The 16196-nt window shown below is 55.9% G+C and carries 16 protein-coding genes and 1 other RNA gene; 6 read left to right on the forward strand and 11 right to left on the reverse strand.

What is annotated here, in order from left to right; genetic code table 11:
• Positions 1–3: 3 nt before the first annotated feature.
• The 4 genes from ilvB to cstA form a co-directional block, all read right to left on the reverse strand.
• Entirely contained in the window at positions 4–1692 is a 1689-nt protein-coding gene (gene ilvB / locus F3J28_RS11705) for an acetolactate synthase large subunit (RefSeq protein ID WP_166876038.1), read from the reverse strand.
• 108 nt (positions 1693–1800) lie between these two features.
• A complete protein-coding gene (ivbL, locus tag F3J28_RS11710; protein WP_071842708.1) occupies positions 1801–1899 on the reverse strand; it encodes an ilvB operon leader peptide IvbL in 99 nt (32 codons plus the stop codon).
• Positions 1900–2024: 125 nt separating this feature from the next.
• Entirely contained in the window at positions 2025–2222 is a 198-nt protein-coding gene (locus tag F3J28_RS11715; protein WP_166866308.1) for a YbdD/YjiX family protein, read from the reverse strand.
• A gap of 148 nt (positions 2223–2370) precedes the next feature.
• On the reverse strand, positions 2371–4476 hold the full coding sequence (cstA, locus tag F3J28_RS11720; RefSeq protein ID WP_166876041.1) for a pyruvate/proton symporter CstA: 2106 nt from the start codon (positions 4474–4476) through the stop codon (positions 2371–2373).
• Between the two features lie 390 nt (positions 4477–4866).
• Between cstA and F3J28_RS11725 the strand changes: the two genes are divergently transcribed.
• Positions 4867–7095: a TonB-dependent siderophore receptor gene (locus F3J28_RS11725; protein WP_166876044.1), complete on the forward strand. Its 2229-nt coding sequence runs from the start codon at positions 4867–4869 to the stop codon at positions 7093–7095.
• A gap of 252 nt (positions 7096–7347) precedes the next feature.
• On the forward strand, positions 7348–8691 hold the full coding sequence (gene gdhA, locus F3J28_RS11730; RefSeq protein ID WP_166876049.1) for an NADP-specific glutamate dehydrogenase: 1344 nt from the start codon (positions 7348–7350) through the stop codon (positions 8689–8691).
• A 36-nt stretch (positions 8692–8727) separates the two neighbouring features.
• On the opposite strand, the gene F3J28_RS11735 is transcribed toward gdhA, so the two are convergent.
• Positions 8728–9546 (reverse strand): GNAT family N-acetyltransferase, encoded by an 819-nt coding sequence (locus tag F3J28_RS11735; protein WP_166876052.1) that lies wholly within the window; start codon positions 9544–9546, stop codon positions 8728–8730.
• 62 nt (positions 9547–9608) lie between these two features.
• Positions 9609–10223 carry a membrane protein YczE gene (gene yczE / locus F3J28_RS11740; RefSeq protein WP_166876631.1) on the reverse strand — a complete coding sequence of 205 codons (615 nt, stop codon included), beginning with the start codon at positions 10221–10223 and terminating at the stop codon, positions 9609–9611.
• A 91-nt stretch (positions 10224–10314) separates the two neighbouring features.
• Here yczE and yczR point away from each other — a divergent pair, with 91 nt between their 5' ends.
• Complete coding sequence (gene yczR / locus F3J28_RS11745) at positions 10315–11742, forward strand: MocR-like transcription factor YczR (protein ID WP_166876055.1); 1428 nt, start codon at positions 10315–10317, stop codon at positions 11740–11742.
• Positions 11743–11818: 76 nt separating this feature from the next.
• On the opposite strand, the gene F3J28_RS11750 is transcribed toward yczR, so the two are convergent.
• The 3 genes from F3J28_RS11750 to F3J28_RS11760 all read right to left on the reverse strand — a co-directional run bounded on the left by F3J28_RS11750 (position 11819) and on the right by F3J28_RS11760 (position 12872).
• Positions 11819–12043, reverse strand: coding sequence for a hypothetical protein (locus F3J28_RS11750; protein ID WP_008454666.1), 225 nt, complete (start codon positions 12041–12043; stop codon positions 11819–11821).
• On the reverse strand, positions 12040–12294 hold the full coding sequence (locus F3J28_RS11755) for a hypothetical protein (RefSeq protein WP_008454659.1): 255 nt from the start codon (positions 12292–12294) through the stop codon (positions 12040–12042). The genes F3J28_RS11750 and F3J28_RS11755 overlap by 4 nt, the downstream gene beginning before the upstream one ends.
• A gap of 131 nt (positions 12295–12425) precedes the next feature.
• Positions 12426–12872, reverse strand: a complete 447-nt coding sequence (locus F3J28_RS11760) for an Lrp/AsnC family transcriptional regulator (protein ID WP_008454658.1) — start codon at positions 12870–12872, stop codon at positions 12426–12428.
• Positions 12873–12977: 105 nt separating this feature from the next.
• Between F3J28_RS11760 and F3J28_RS11765 the strand changes: the two genes are divergently transcribed.
• Positions 12978–13871, forward strand: a complete 894-nt coding sequence (locus tag F3J28_RS11765; protein WP_166876057.1) for a DMT family transporter — start codon at positions 12978–12980, stop codon at positions 13869–13871.
• An 18-nt stretch (positions 13872–13889) separates the two neighbouring features.
• On the opposite strand, the gene ffs is transcribed toward F3J28_RS11765, so the two are convergent.
• Positions 13890–13986: signal recognition particle sRNA small type (gene ffs, locus F3J28_RS11770), an RNA gene on the reverse strand.
• 171 nt (positions 13987–14157) lie between these two features.
• Here ffs and F3J28_RS11775 point away from each other — a divergent pair.
• Positions 14158–14469, forward strand: coding sequence for an MGMT family protein (locus F3J28_RS11775; RefSeq protein WP_166866322.1), 312 nt, complete (start codon positions 14158–14160; stop codon positions 14467–14469).
• Between the two features lie 28 nt (positions 14470–14497).
• Here F3J28_RS11775 and F3J28_RS11780 read toward each other — a convergent pair whose 3' ends face one another.
• Positions 14498–15070, reverse strand: a complete 573-nt coding sequence (locus F3J28_RS11780) for a YbaY family lipoprotein (protein WP_039300922.1) — start codon at positions 15068–15070, stop codon at positions 14498–14500.
• A gap of 200 nt (positions 15071–15270) precedes the next feature.
• Between F3J28_RS11780 and tesB the strand changes: the two genes are divergently transcribed.
• Positions 15271–16131, forward strand: coding sequence for an acyl-CoA thioesterase II (tesB, locus tag F3J28_RS11785; protein ID WP_166876060.1), 861 nt, complete (start codon positions 15271–15273; stop codon positions 16129–16131).
• The last annotated feature ends 65 nt before the right edge of the window (positions 16132–16196 follow it).

A 16196-nucleotide genomic window follows, 5' to 3' on the forward strand; every position in this document is an offset into this window, starting at 1 on the left:
GACTTACTCTCCAATCATCTGAGTGTTGGCGGCACCCGGCGGCACCATTGGGTAGACTTTTTCATCGGCGTCGATACGCACGTGGATCAGGCAAGGCCCAGGGCGAGAAATCGCTTCCTGCAGCGCGGCCTGAGGATCTTCCGCCTGGTTCAGGTCGCAGGTTGCCAGGCCAAAGCCGCGGGCAATGGTCAGAAAATCCGTCATGCCGGGGTAAGTCGCGGCGAAGATATTCTGCTGGTAGAACAGCGTCTGCTGCTGGTGTACCAGCCCCAGCGCCTGGTTGTTCATCAGGATGATTTTTACATCCAGATTATTTTCCGCCGCCGTCGCCATCTCCTGGATATTCATCATCAGGCTGCCGTCGCCGGAGAAGCACAGCACTTTACGGCCTGGTTCGGCCAGCGCCGCGCCAACCGCAGCCGGTAAGCCAAAGCCCATGGTGCCCAGGCCGCCGGACGTCAGCCACTGACGCGGACGGTTGAGCGGATATGCCTGAGCCACCCACATCTGGTGCTGGCCTACGTCGGTGGTAACAATAGCCTCATCGTCTACGCAGGCCGCTGCGGCTTTGATCAGTCCATAAGGCATCAGCGGATTATCTGCCCCCGGCGTGGCAAATGGGAACTCACGCTGCAAATCGCTCACCGTTTGCAGCCACTCGCTGCGCTGGGCGTTTTTGGTCTGCGGAATAAGCTGACTCAACACTTCACGTACGTCACCGCGAATTGCCACGTTGGCCTGCTTAATTTTGCCCAGCTCCGCGCGATCGATATCAACGTGGATAATTTTGGCATTCGGGCAAAACTCCTCGGTTTTACCAATGGCACGGTCGTCAAAGCGTGCGCCCAACACGATCAACAGATCGGCTTCGTGCAGGATAAAGTTGGTGCTCCGCGCGCCATGCATTCCCAGCATTCCCAGAGAGAGCGGATGTCGGGCGGGGATCGTCCCCAGCGCCATCAGCGTCATGGTTGTCGGCAGCCCGGCACGCTCCGCCAGCTCTCTCGCCTGCTCCGCCGCTCCCGCGCTGATAATGCCTCCTCCCAGATAAAGCACCGGGCGTTTGGCTTCGTTGATCATTGCGGCCGCACGAGCGATATCCTGATGGTCAAAGGCCGGGGCAGCGGAAGGCGCGGCTACCGCAGGCAGTTCGGCAATGTCGATTTCAGCGGTCTGAATGTCTTTAGGAATATCGATCCAGACTGGCCCTGGGCGGCCGGACTGTGCGATACGAAAAGCGTCGGTAATCACCTGCGGTAGCTCGTCAATGCTGCGCACCAGGTAGTTATGCTTGGTGATAGGAATCGAAATACCGTAGGTGTCCACTTCCTGGAAAGCATCGGCACCAATCATCGAAGTGGGTACCTGGCCGGTGATACAAACCAGCGGAATAGAGTCGAGACGCGCGTCGGCAATGGCGGTGACAAGGTTTGTGGCCCCCGGCCCGCTGCAGGCGATGCAGACCGCCGGTTTGCCGCTGGTACGAGCCATGCCCTGCGCCATAAATCCCGCGCCCTGCTCGTGGCGAGCCAGAACGTGGCGAATGCGGGGGCTTTGGCTCAAGGCATTGTACAGCGGCAGTACGGTGCCACCGGGAATGCCGCTAACCGTTGTAATGCCATGATGCTCCAACATTTTTACAATCAGCTGGGCGCCGGTGATGCGTTGTGTGGGTGTGTCCGAAATTGCCATGCTCCAGTCCTTCTAATTAGCCGGTTCGCTTCTGGGCAGGCACTTAAAACAAGAAACCCCGCCCGGTTTGCGCCGGCGGGGTTTGGAATCGATGCGTTGATTCAGTCCCTACGGCGCATTGCCGACGACCACCACCACACGCACGACGACCACCGCGGCTGGTAGCGCGGTAACTAGTAGGGTCGAAGTCTGCAGGGAATGAGTCATGGGTTTCCTGAATCAAGGTTAAAAGTCGATATTGATAAAATCATACTCGCTGGTTTCGCACAACAGGATTTTTACCGTCAGCTAAAAAACGAGCTAAATGTCACATTTTTGTTAAATGCTAAGTTTCAGCAGCAGCGTCCGCCGCCTTTACCGCTGTAGCGGGCATCCTGACGCTCGCGGAAAAATTCTTCATAGGTCATTGGCGTCTGCTCAGGGTGCGTCAGGCGCATGTGCTGCACGTAGTTGTCGTAGTCGGGTACACCAATCATCAGCTTCGCGGCCTGACCGAGGTATTTCCCGGCTTTGGCTAGACTATCGAACATGGTACCTCCAGTGGGTTGCCCCTCACCCCGGGCCTCTCCCCAAAGGGCAGAGGGGGAAAAGATAAAAAAATTCGCCCTTCTCCGCTCAGGGCTAAGGTAAAAACCAATTTATCCCCTCTCCCTTTCAGGGAGAGGGTTAGGGTAAAAATCAATGTACGCTCTTCGCCTGCGCCACGATCTGTTCGTAATTCTCAGGCATCGGCTCATACGGCGTTTCGCTCGACGTCGGTTGCTCAGACTTCAGCGCCTTAAGCGCAGTTTTCAGCGAGAACCAGCCGAGCACCACAACCACCACCATAAAGAAGATGGTCAGCCCCGCATCCAGGCGGTTGTTAAACACCAACTGGCTGAGCTGCGACTGCGTGTACTGCGCAGGAATATTACCGCTGTCGATCATCGCCTGGAACTTATTGGCGATGGCGAGGAAGCCCACTTTTGCATCCGAGCTGAACGCTTTCTGCCAGCCTGCGGTTAACGTGCACACCAGCAGCCAGGCGGTCGGCATCAGCGCTACCCAGGCATAGCGCTGCTTCTTCATTTTGAACAGCACAACGGCGCACAGCATCAGCGCCATGCCCGCCAGCATCTGGTTGGCGATACCGAACAGCGGCCACAGCGTGTTAATGCCGCCCAGCGGATCGACCACGCCCTGATGCAGGAAGTAACCCCAGGCGAGCACACAAAGCCCGGTGGCAAGCAGGTTGGCCGGCAGCGAATCCGTCCGTTTCAGTCCCGGAGAGATTACACCCAGCAGATCCTGCAGCATAAAACGTGCCGCACGAGTCCCGGCATCCACCGCCGTCAGGATAAACAGCGCTTCAAACAGGATGGCAAAGTGGTACCAGAACGAGACGTCCATCAGCCCGCCGAGCGCGCCGTGCAGAATATACGCCATGCCAACAGCCAGCGTTGGTGCCCCACCGGCGCGGGAGATGATGCTCTGTTCGCCCACTTCGTTAGCGATGTTGGTCAGCGTTTCCGGAGTGATATGGAAGCCCCACCCGCTTACCACCTGCGCGGCAGAAGCGACGACATCCGCCGTGCCGGCAGGCGCCAATACCGCCATCGGGCTGTTCATCGCGAAGTACACGCCCGGATCGATGATACAGGCTGCCACCAGCGCCATGATTGCTACGAAGGACTCCATCAACATGCCGCCGTAGCCAATGAAGCAGGCCTGATTTTCGTTCGCCAGCATTTTTGGCGTGGTGCCGGAAGCAATCAGCGCGTGGAAGCCGGAAACGGCCCCACAGGCGATGGTGATAAACAGGAACGGGAACAGATCCCCACTCCAGACCGGGCCGGTGCCATCAATGAATTTTGTTAATGATGGCATTTGCAGCGTCGGACGCATGATCAAAATGCCGATAGCCAGCCCGATGATGGTGCCGATTTTCAGGAAGGTGGAGAGGTAATCACGCGGGGCCAGCAGCAGCCACACCGGCAGCACCGAGGCGACAAAACCGTACCCTACCAGCATCCAGGTGAGCTGCACGCCCGTAAAATCAAAGTACGGCGCCCAGGTCTGGCTCTCCGCTACCCAGCCGCCGGAAATAATGGCAAACACCAGCATCACCAGGCCAATCACCGACACTTCGCCGATACGCCCCGGGCGCAAATAGCGAATGTAGACGCCCATAAACAGCGCCAGCGGGATGGTGAAGGCCACGGTGTAAGTTCCCCACGGGCTGTGGGTTAACGCCTTCACCACGATCATTGCCAGCACGGCCAGGATAATCACCATGATCATAAAGCAGGCGACCAGTGCGATAACCCCCGCAGTGTTGCCCATTTCTTCTTTAACTAACTCCCCCAGCGAACGCCCGTTGCGACGCGTGGAGACAAACAACACCATAAAGTCCTGCACGGCGCCCGCCAGTACCACGCCTGCCAGCAGCCAAAGCATGCCCGGCAGGTAACCCATTTGCGCGGCAAGCACCGGTCCCACCAGCGGCCCCGCCCCGGCGATGGCGGCAAAGTGGTGGCCAAACAGCACTTTTTTATCCGTTGGGACGTAATCAAGGCCGTCATTGTTTCGCACGGCCGGCGTCATGCGCGTGGCATCCACCGTTAGCACGCGTTTAGCGATAAACAAACCGTAGTAACGATAGGCAATCAGGTAGATACAAACTGAGGCAATAACAATCCACAGCGCATTTATCTGTTCACCGCGATTCAGTGCGATGTAGCCGAGGGCGAATGCGCCGATCAAAGCAAGCACGACCCAGACGAGGTGTTTCCCAAATCTATCCATCAATTTTGTCCGTTTTTAAGTGGATACTGAGAGTTGTTACATTTTGTTTCTAGCCTGGAATAGCGGTTCTCACAATCGGAAGGGGGCAAAACACGGGGCATTTACCTCAGTTTGTTAATGAGATCACCTAAATATGTATCGGAACCGTAACAGCGGAAGGTCAATTGTGGAGCATCAGGTTAATGAATGATTAATACGGGGAGTAATAACCAGGGCTGATTAATTAGCGGCTTTAATAGATTGCAAAAATGCAATTGATAAAGACATTGATAATTGTTTTCATTTGCAATAGCGTGTTTCCGCACTTTCAACTCCAGGCACTTTTGCCGCGTCCTTCCTCGTTTGGGAAAGGAACTTAAGGGACGCAGGCGGTGACACTCAGGATAAATAATGAACAATACATTATCGTACTCCCTCGCCACACTGGTGAGTCTGGGCCTCTACGGCACCGCTTTTTCAGCGGCAGCAGCAGAGGCAACCCCCGCTGAAAACGAAGACACGCTCGTCGTCACCGCAGCCCAGCAAACGCTGCAGGCACCCGGCGTGTCGGTGATTACTTCCGACGAATTAAAGAAGCACCCGGTCGCGCGCGATGTCTCTGAAATCATTCGCACCATGCCGGGAGTTAACCTGACCGGCAACTCCACCAGCGGGCAGCGCGGCAACGGCCGCCAGATCGACATTCGCGGTATGGGGCCAGAAAACACGCTGATCCTGGTTGACGGTAAACCCGTCACCAGCCGCAATTCAGTGCGCCTGGGCTGGCGCGGCGAGCGTGATACCCGCGGCGATGCCTCCTGGGTTCCACCGGAAATGATCGAACGCATTGAGGTCCTGCGCGGCCCGGCAGCAGCCCGCTATGGCAATGGGGCGGCAGGCGGCGTGGTGAACATCATCACCAAACGCAGCAGCAACGAGTTCCACGGCAGCTGGAACACCTATTTCAACGCCCCGGAGCACAAAGATGAAGGCGCAACGAAACGCACCAATTTCAGCCTGACCGGGCCGCTCGGTGACGACGTGAGTTTCCGCCTCTACGGCAACCTCGATAAAACGCAGGCGGACGCCTGGGACATCAACCAGGGGCACCAGTCACTGCGCACCGGGTCTTACGCCAACACGCTGCCAGCGGGCCGCGAAGGCGTTATCCATAAAGACCTGAACGGAATGATCCGCTGGGAATTTGCCCCGATGCAGGCGCTGGAGTTTGAAACCGGCTATAGTCGCCAGGGGAATCTCTATTCAGGTGATACACAAAATACGAATACCAGCCAGTTGGTGAAGGACAACTACGGCAAAGAGACCAATCGCCTCTACCGCCAGACCTATGCCGTGACCTGGACCGGCGGCTGGGATAACGGCGTCACCACCAACACTTATGCGCAATACGAACACACCCGTAACTCGCGCATGAATGAGGGCCTGGCGGGCGGCACGGAGGGGATTTTCTCCAACAACCAGTTCTCAGATATCGATCTCAGCGATGTCATGCTGCACAGCGAAGCAAGCATTCCGTTTACCCTGTTGGTGAATCAAAACCTCACCGTCGGTAGCGAATGGAATCAGCAGCGCATGAAAGACGGTACGTCCAACACCCAGTCGTTAAGCGAAGGCGGGCCGATTCCGGGTCTCTCATCCACCGGCCGAAGCCCTTATTCCAAAGCGGAGATCTTCTCTCTGTTTGCCGAAAACAATATGGAGCTAACCAGCAGCACCATGCTGACGCCGGGTCTTCGGTTCGATCATCACTCTATCGTGGGGGATAACTGGAGCCCGTCGCTGAATCTGAGCCAGGAATTGGTGGAAGACTTGACGCTGAAGCTCGGTATTGCCCGGGCTTATAAAGCGCCAAGTCTGTATCAGACCAACCCGAACTACATCCTTTACAGCCGCGGTCAGGGCTGTGCGGCCAGCGGTGGGGCGTGTTATCTGATGGGGAATGAGGATCTGAAAGCCGAAACCAGCGTCAACAAAGAAATTGGCCTGGAGTTCAAGCGCGACGGCTATCAGGCCGGGATCACCTGGTTCCGGAACGACTATCGCAACAAAATTGAATCCGGCTATTCACCTATTGCCTCTAACAGCAAGAAAACCGACATCTACCAGTGGGGCAACGTGCCTAAAGCGGTGGTGGAAGGTCTTGAAGGCACGATTAATCTGCCGCTGACGGAGACCGTAAGCTGGAATAACAACCTGACTTACATGCTGCAAAGTAAAAATAAGGAAACCGGAGATCGCCTGTCGATCATCCCTGAATACACGCTTAACTCCACGCTAAGCTGGCAGGTTCGCCCGGACATTTCGCTGCAAAGCACCCTGACGTGGTACGGCAAACAGACACCGAAGAAGTACAACTATAAGGGAGTTCCTGTCACCGGCAGCGACACCAACGAGGTCAGCCCTTATAGCATCCTTGGCATGAGCGCGACCTGGGACGCGACCAAAAACGTCAGCTTCACCGCCGGGATCGACAACCTGCTGGATAAGCGCCACTGGCGCGCAGGTAACGCCCAGACCACCGGGAATGACACGACCAAATCCTACATGTACGGCGCTGGCGCGGAGACCTACAACGAGCCTGGCCGCACGTACTACATGAGCGTCAATACGCACTTCTAAGCTCGGTTCGGGAGGCTAATAAGCCTCCCAAATTGATCGCCAACGGCCGAAAAACAGAGAAGACAATTTATTGTCTGTTATTAGACCGAAATTTAGATTTTTTTAGGGTTAATAGCCCGACTAAACGCTTCCTTTCTTTATTGCCTTTCCGGTGAAAAAATCGCTTGATGCCCGTTCATAAGAAAATGTTATAGTCGAAAAATCACCCAAAAAAAGACAGACAACATAATTTTCAACAAGGAGTTACCTCTGATGGCTCAAGCATTATCCCTCGAAGGCTTTTTAACCTCAGTACAGTCCCGCGATCCGCACCAGGTAGAATTCGCTCAGGCGGTTCGCGAAGTGATGAGCACGCTGTGGCCGTTTCTGGAAAACAACCCGCAATACCGCCAGCAGGCGCTGCTCGAACGTCTGGTTGAGCCAGAGCGCGTGATTCAGTTCCGCGTCGCCTGGGTGGACGACAACAATCAGGTGCAGGTGAACCGGGCCTGGCGCGTGCAGTTCAACTCGGCCATTGGCCCGTTCAAAGGCGGCATGCGCTTCCACCCTTCCGTTAATCTGTCGATCCTCAAATTCCTCGGCTTTGAACAGACCTTTAAAAACGCCCTCACCACGCTACCGATGGGCGGCGGCAAAGGCGGCAGCGACTTTAATCCGAAGGGCAAAAGCGAAGGCGAAATCATGCGCTTTTGCCAGGCGCTGATGCTGGAGCTTTATCGCCACCTTGGCCCGGACACCGACGTCCCGGCGGGGGATATCGGCGTTGGTGGTCGCGAAGTCGGCTACATGGCGGGGATGATGAAAAAGCTCTCCAACAACACCGCCTGCGTGTTTACCGGCAAAGGGCTGTCGTTCGGCGGCAGTCTGATCCGCCCGGAAGCGACCGGCTACGGCCTGATCTACTTCACCGATGCCATGCTGCAGCGCCACGGCCTGGGCTTTGAAGGCATGCGCGTGGCGGTTTCCGGCTCCGGGAACGTCGCTCAGTATGCGATTGAAAAAGCCATGTCGCTCGGCGCTCGCGTGGTCACGGCGTCTGACTCCAACGGCACTGTGGTAGATGAAGCAGGCTTTAACGCAGAGAAACTGGCCCGCCTGTGCGAAATCAAAGCCAGCCGCGATGGCCGCGTCGCCGACTATGCCCGAGAGTTTGGCCTGACTTATCTGGAAGGCCAGCAGCCGTGGAGCGTGCCGGTCGATATCGCTCTGCCTTGTGCAACACAGAATGAGCTGGATGTCGAGGCGGCCCAAACGCTTATCGCTAACGGCGTGAAGGCGGTAGCCGAAGGGGCAAATATGCCAACCACGATTGCCGCAACGGATCTGTTTGTGGAAGCTGGCGTGCTGTTCGCGCCGGGTAAAGCGGCAAACGCAGGAGGCGTGGCAACGTCCGGGCTGGAAATGGCGCAGAATGCGGCCCGTTTGAGCTGGAAGGCCGAAAAAGTAGATATTCGCCTGCACCACATCATGCTTGATATTCATCAGGCCTGCGTGGATTACGGTGGCGAAGGAAAACAAACCCAGTACGTTCGCGGCGCGAACATCGCCGGGTTCGTAAAAGTTGCGGACGCGATGCTGGCTCAGGGCGTGCTGTAACTTGCAGGGTGAGGGCCTCGCCCTCACCTTCTCTGCCTACAAGGTAAGCTTCATCTCGTATTGCCGAATCTTATCCAGGGTAAAGCCGCTGCCTAAAAACACCGGCGAAACGGTTTCGGGCAGGCTGGGAATAGTCGCTAATCCAGGGAACTGGCGCTGAAGTAAAACCAGCAGCTTTTTTGCCTTCCCGGCTCGTCGCGCAGACGGCTCAACAAACAGCCCTCTGAGCTTCGGTATTTCGCCGGGAACGACCATCGCATAAGCCACTTCATCCAGTACAAAAGCCTTACCGGGCAGCTTATACAGCGTTTCAGCCGCGCAAAGCCACGGCAGCGGCGCATCGTTAGCGGCCATCATTCTATGGGTCATTTGCAGCGGATCGATTTCCAGCAGTTCGCCGTCAGCCTCGCCTTCAGGAACACCAGCAGACTGGAAGCCCACCAGCGTTTGCTGGGGCACAAAGCCCATTCGCTCATAGAGCGCCAGCCCGCCTTCGTTGCCTAGAATCACTTCCAGATAAAATTGCTTATCCCCGCGCTCGCGCGCGGCATCAATAAGCTGCTGAATGAAGAACTTGCCTAAACCCTGCCCGCGCAGTTCCGGACGAATCGCAAACGCGGCCAGGCGGCAGGTTTGCCCGCGTCGGGTCACCAGCGCCATCGCTTTGGGCTCTCCACGGTAAAGCCAGACAGGGCTGTCGCCTGGGAAAAGATCTTCTGAGGCAAAACGCCAGCCGAACGTATCCCCTTCCAGACGAAAAGGCACCACGTACTGTTCAAAACAGTGGGTTAAAATCTCTGCCAGCTGAAAGCTGTTCCAGTTCAGCGCGGGTTTACTCACAATCTCGTGCCGCATACTCTCTCCCGTTTTAAGCAATTATTATTCTCCGGAAGATAATGTTTAGCACAGCTACGGCATCAGAATGTAGCTTCCTGTGCAGGAGTCGCTGTGTTATTCAACGGCTTAACGCGAAACCACGGCAGGCAAAGCTGAATGAGAGGCCCGATTGCTAACGCATAAAGCACGGTGCCCACGCCAAAACTACCGCCCATCAGCCAGCCGGAGATCAGTACGGTCACTTCGATGGCGGTACGCACGCTGCGCACCGACCAGCCCGTTCTGGCATGGATCCCGGTCATCAGCCCATCTCGCGGCCCGGCACCAAAACCAGCGCCGATATACATGCCCGTCGCAAGAGCATTCACTACCAAAGCACCGACCAGCAAAACGGATCGCGCCAAAAGCGATTCCAGCGGCGGCATTAGCGCCAGCGTAGCATCCGCCGCCAGCCCCAACACAATCACGTTGCTTATGGTGCCAAGACCAGGACGCTGACGCAGCGGGATCCACAGCAGCAACACCAGCGCCCCCACAATAATCATCACCAGCCCGAGGTTGAGCGAAAAAAGCCTGGCCACGCCGAGGTGGAAAACGTTCCACGGGTCCGCGCCCAGATCGGCACGCACGAACATGGCGGTTGAAATGCCGTAAAAGACCAGGCCGGTATAAAGCTGCAGCAGGCGACGAGCCATCATGACAAAGATCCTCAGTGTGTTTTTATGGCTATACCCTCTCGCAAAATGGACTTAGTATTAAGGTCCAGTTATCAGAAAGTGGACTGCTATGACGCTGCGCAGAATCGGAATTTCATCTTTAACCCGCCTGCTGGGCCACTGGCATCAGGCGTCATCCCGCTCGCCGGTCTATCGCCAACTGGCGGACGGACTGCGGCTGCTGATCCTGGATGGCCGCTTACCGCTCGACAGCAGGCTGCCGGGGGAAAGAGAGCTTTCTGGCGCGCTGGGCGTGAGCCGCACCACGGTGGCCTCCGCGCTGGCGCAGCTCCGGGAGGAAGGGTATCTGCTGAGCCGCCAGGGCTCAGGCTCCGTCACCATGCTGCCCGAAAGCAGCCCGGCCATTTCCCCCTTGCCCGGCAATGCTCCGGTACTGGATCTCTCCACCGCCGCCCTCAGCGCCGGGCCGGAAATTCATCGAGCCTACTCCACCGCGCTCACTTTCCTGCCGGAACATTTGTCCTCAACCGGCTATGACAGCCAGGGCTTGCCGGAGCTGAGAGAAGCAATTGCGCGGCATTATGCGTCACGGGGATTACCCACGACGCCTGACCAAATCATGATGGTCAACGGTGCCGTCAGCGGCCTGGGGCTAATACTTAGACTGTTCACCGGCCCGGGCGATCGCGTAGTCGTAGACCATCCCACTTACCCGATGGCGTTGGCGGCGATTCGCGGCGCCTCCTGCCGCCCCGTGCCGGTCAGCCTGCCCGCAAGCGGTTGGGATGTTGACGGTTTAGCGGCGACTATCGCCCAAACTTCTCCCCGGCTGGCTTACTTGATTCCAGATTTCCATAACCCAACTGGCCGCTGTATGGACGCGGCCACGCGCCAAAAGGTGAACGAAATAGCCGCCCGCAGCCACACCACGCTGGTTGTGGACGAAACGATGGCAGATCTCTGGTTTGATGCCCCTCCTCCTCCTCCCCTGGCGGCTTTTGGCCCGGAAGAACACACCATCTCGCTCGGCTCCGCCGGGAAAAGTTTCTGGGGCGGGCTACGCCTCGGCTGGATAAGGGCTTCAGGCAAAACCATCAGTTCGCTGATACAAATCCGCAATACCTTCGATTTAGGGACGCCTCTGCTGGAGCAACTGGCTGCCACGCAGTTGTTTGCCGACGCGGCGCAGTTCTTGCCTCAGCGCAGAGAGATGCTGCGCCAACGCTGCGAAAGCAGCTTCGCCGCGATGCAAGCGCTGTTCCCGGACTGGCAAACATCGCCCCCGGAAGGCGGGCTGTCGTGGTGGGTGGAATTACCGAAACCGCTGGCCACGATTTTTGCCGCCGCCGCCGAGAGTCAGGGTATTCGGATCGGTGCCGGGCCAAGGTTTGGGGTCGATGGGGCTTTTGAGCGCTTTTTACGCCTTCCCTTCAGCCTTGACCCCGCTGAGATGCAGCTTGCCCTGCAGCGGCTGCAGCCGCTATGGCATCACCTGGCGGCAACAAGAAATGAAAGTCTGCGGGGAATAGTATTTTAGAAAGCGAAATATTTCCCTCTAAAATAAAAGAGGGAAATATTATTCTGCAAGCACAGCAATAAGGCGATGCAATAAATTAGTTTTGTGAAATTCTGGGAATAGCGAACCCTTTTAGGGTGATGGTGAAATGTTCACCCTCTTTTTTAATACTGGCCCCGGTATCGCACCAGTCTGAAGCAATGCGGAAAAACTCATCGCTGCCAATATTCCAGCCCAGCTTCACTTTTTTCAGGTAACCTGAACGCAATAACTCACAGGCTTGCTGATAGCTGTAGGCGGTACTGTCCGTACCGGCGTTCATTTTTTCTTCTTCAACAGTTTACGCAATGCCTTGATCTCACGATCGTTTAATGGCGTCACGCGGGCCTCAGAAGTATGCTGACTGTCCACATCATCTTCATCGACGCCCACATCGCTGTCGAGCTCGTCAAAGGCTTTGGACAGAAGTCGTTCCGTTACGCTTGCCAGGGTTTCACTATTCTCTTCCGCATAGTGACGAATCTTCTCTTTTAACTCGATGCTTATTTTTACGTTCAGCGTAGCCGTCGTCATTGCAAATCCTTAGTGCTTAAACAGAGGTTGGTGTTTAATACTATAGAGAATAAATAAGATCCAGCCAGTGAGATAAATTTAATATTTCTGTCATAATTCAAATACCCGGAAAATATATCAGGTTTATTTATTTACAAAGGCGGCAGCCTGCGTTTCACCGGCGTGCTTTTGACGATAGACGTATTGCACTGGGCAAACTCGGCCAGCTCATCAAGAATTTCATCAAGTTGCTCAATAGAGCGGATCACCAGCCGGATGATGAAGCAATCTTCACCGGTGATTTTGTCGCATTCTATACACTCGGGAATCGCCTGAATCATCTTCTCCACTTTATGTAGCATGCCCGGTAACGGCTTCATGCGAACCAGTCCTTGCAGGGTGTAACCCAGAGCCGTGAGATTGGCGTTCATGGTGTAGCCGTTAATCACGCCGCGTTCCTCCAGCCGCTTTACTCGTTCTGCCGTGCTCGGTGAAGAGAGACCAATTTTTCCACTAAGCACTTTCAGGGAGATACGAGCATCCGCCGCAAGAATAGTCAGAATATGCCTGTCGATATCATCGGGAAGGTAATCACTCATTTTTATCTCATTTATAAAGGAAAAAGTATCTTATAACCTAATTTTGACACTTCAACGAGTTCGCCGCAGTGCGCAGAATAAAGTTCTTTATTCTGGAGAGACAAAATGATTCGCGAGATAAGAACCGGCAGCCTGCAAATGATTGTGGCGATGCTCATCTCCGGCACCATCGGCGCCCTCGTAGTAATATCTCAGCAGCCTATCGCCAACGTCGTTTTCTGGCGCTGCGTGTTTGCGACTATTACGCTGTTCATATTGGGCCTAGTGAGCGGTAACTGGCGCAGCCATCTGACCCGCAGGGTCGTTGCGATATCCGCCCTCGGCGGCGTGGCGCTGGTCGTCAACTGGCTGCTGCTGTTCGCCGCCTATTCACGAACGTCCATTGGGCTTGCCACGGTCCTGTACAATACGCAGCCGCTGATGCTGGTCGGGATGGGCGTTTTTATCCTGAAAGAGAAAGTCAGCCGCAGCAAATGGCTTTGGCTGGGAGCATCCTTTATCGGCATGCTGCTTGTGCTCTCAAGCGGGCTAAATCATGACGGGAATGGTGGCTGGCTTTTGGGTATCGTGCTGGCGCTGGGCGCCGCGTTCTTTTATGCCCTGACGGCGCTGATCACACGCCAGTTGAGGGGCATTCCTCCACAGCAAATCGCACTCGTTCAGGTGGCCGTCGGCACGCTGCTGCTGCTGCCACTGGTAGATTTCCAGTCGCATATGACGTTCACTCATTGGGGAATCGTAGCCACGCTGGGCATAGTGCATACCGGCATTATGTACCAGTTGCTGTATGGCGCGATTCAAAAGCTGCCGACGTCGATTACCGCCTCACTCTCCTTTATCTACCCCATTGTGGCGGTGATCGTGGATCGCTTCGTCTTTCATCACAGTCTGAGCCCGATTCAGTTTATCGGTGGCGCGATGATTTTGCTGGCAGCGGCTGGGATCAACTTAGGATGGGGAGAAAAGCGCAGAACGAAAACGGTACTGGCGAAGGGGTAAGCCAGAAATGGGTGGGGGCCCTGCCAGCTACATCCCGGCACACACGTCGCCTGCTGCGGCTGCTTCCTTCCGGACCTGACCGAGTTCACAAGTTAGTGTTGCGGGAGAACCAACAGGGCCCCCATTGAGAGCGTTGTTATCCAACGCGCTGGCGCATTATCCACATCCCCCCCGCGAATTGCAAGCCAGCGGCGGTCAGGTGTTGGTTTATTGCGCATCAACGGTTTAACTTGGTGCTTTCTCCGTCGCCGATTATCCTTAGAAGCGATTTTGTCAGGAGCTCTCTATGGATAAGCACGATTCCTTTCCACAGCGCATTTACCAAATTGTTGCCGCCATTCCCGAAGGTTGCGTGACCACCTACGGCGAAATTGCCGCGCTTGCCGGGTCGCCCCGGGCAGCCCGCCAGGTGGGTGGCGTGCTCAAGCGCCTGCCCGAAGGCAGCCGTTTACCGTGGCATCGGGTGGTGAACAGGCAGGGTGTGATTTCATTGACCGGACCCGATCTCCAGCGTCAGCGCGAGGCGCTGCTTTCTGAAGGGGTAATGGTGTCAGGCGACGGTCATATCGATATGCTGCGTTACCGCTGGAAATATTAAAACGCCCCCAATTTGGGGGCGTTTCGCTTTAGTAAGTTGTTGGCGCAGGCACTGCCGAAGATGGCGTGACCTGAGTCGGCGAGGTGGATGGCACCGTTGTTGCCGCCCCACCGCCTTGCTGAAGTGGAATCGCCGTATTTTGTACCGGCACCAGCGTCAGATCGGCCTTCGTCCCGCCCTGGTTGATCACCGGCTGGAAGGTATCGGTGATAAACATCAGCTTACCGTCCACAGTGATGGCGGCACTCAGCAGGATACGCGCGTTCGGCTGAATGTCAGCCGGGTTGAACGGGATCACAAAGCTGAAAGGCGCCTGTTTACCTTCGGTACGCGTGACTTTCTGGGCAATGACTTTCGAAGGGGCATCGGCCAGTGAAGCGTCAGAGACGGTCACCGTCAGCACGGCATCTGGCGGCAGAGCAACCCGCTGACGGATCCATGCCGTACCGGAGACGTTAGGCATTGCGATGTTAGATTGCTGGGCAGATGCGGCCCCAGCGGATGCACTCGGCGCAGGAGTAGGCACATCAGCACTCTTGTGTGCACAACCTGCAACAGCAACCGCGATAGCCAAAGCACTTAACATAGGCACAAGTTTCATTGATTTTTTCTCCTTATTATCAATGTCGCGCCGGGGACTAACCCCGTTGAAAAACGCGCTTAACGGCTTAAGTGTGGCACAGATCACTGAATTCTGCTGAAAACCAGGAATGTTCCCAGCGGCAGTGCATCAAATACGCTGTTTACGGGCATGTTATAATCGAGAAAATTTGCCGCATTCCCTTTTATTGAGGACATTTTATGAGTCAGGCGCTCAGCAATTTATTGGCGTTACTTAACCTGGAAAAAATTGAAGAGGGATTGTTCCGTGGCCAAAGCGAGGATTTAGGCCTGCGTCAGGTGTTTGGTGGGCAAGTGGTCGGCCAGGCGCTTTACGCAGCTAAAGAAACCGTACCGGAAGATCGCCTTGTTCACTCTTTCCACAGCTATTTTTTACGCCCGGGCGACAGCCAAAAGCCCATTGTTTATGACGTAGAAACCCTGCGCGACGGCAACAGTTTTAGCGCCCGCCGCGTTGCTGCGGTGCAGAACGGCAAGCCGATTTTCTATATGACCGCGTCATTCCAGGCCCCTGAATCTGGCTATGAGCACCAGAAAGAGATGCCCCCAGCGCCAAAACCGGATGGCCTGCCGTCCGAAACGGACATCGCCCGCTCGCTGGAAAAATTCCTCCCGCCGCATGCGAAAGAGAAGTTTCTTAGCGAAAAGCCGCTGGAAATTCGCCCGGCCGTATTCCACAACCCGCTGAAAGGCCATGTCGATCAACCTTCCCGCCAGGTCTGGATCCGCGCGAACGGCAACATGCCGCAGGATCTGCGCGTGCATCAGTATCTGCTCGGCTATGCCTCCGATTTCAATTTCTTGCCGGTCGCCCTACAGCCGCATGGAGTTGGTTTCCTGGAACCGGGGATGCAGGTCGCGACTATCGATCACTCAATGTGGTTCCATCGTCCGTTCGACATGAACGAATGGCTGCTGTATAGCGTGGAAAGTACCTCCGCGTCGAGCGCTCGCGGCTTTGTCCGTGGAGAGTTTTATACGCAGGATGGCGTGCTGGTCGCGTCGACGGTTCAGGAAGGCGTCATGCGCCATCGCGGGTAGTTAACGCTGAAATAAAAAAACCACCTGCATAACAGGTGGCATTCAGAGAGAAGTAAAACCTCGTC

It is taken from the genome of Enterobacter sp. Ap-1006 (assembly GCF_011752835.1).
GTDB lineage: Bacteria > Pseudomonadota > Gammaproteobacteria > Enterobacterales > Enterobacteriaceae > Cedecea.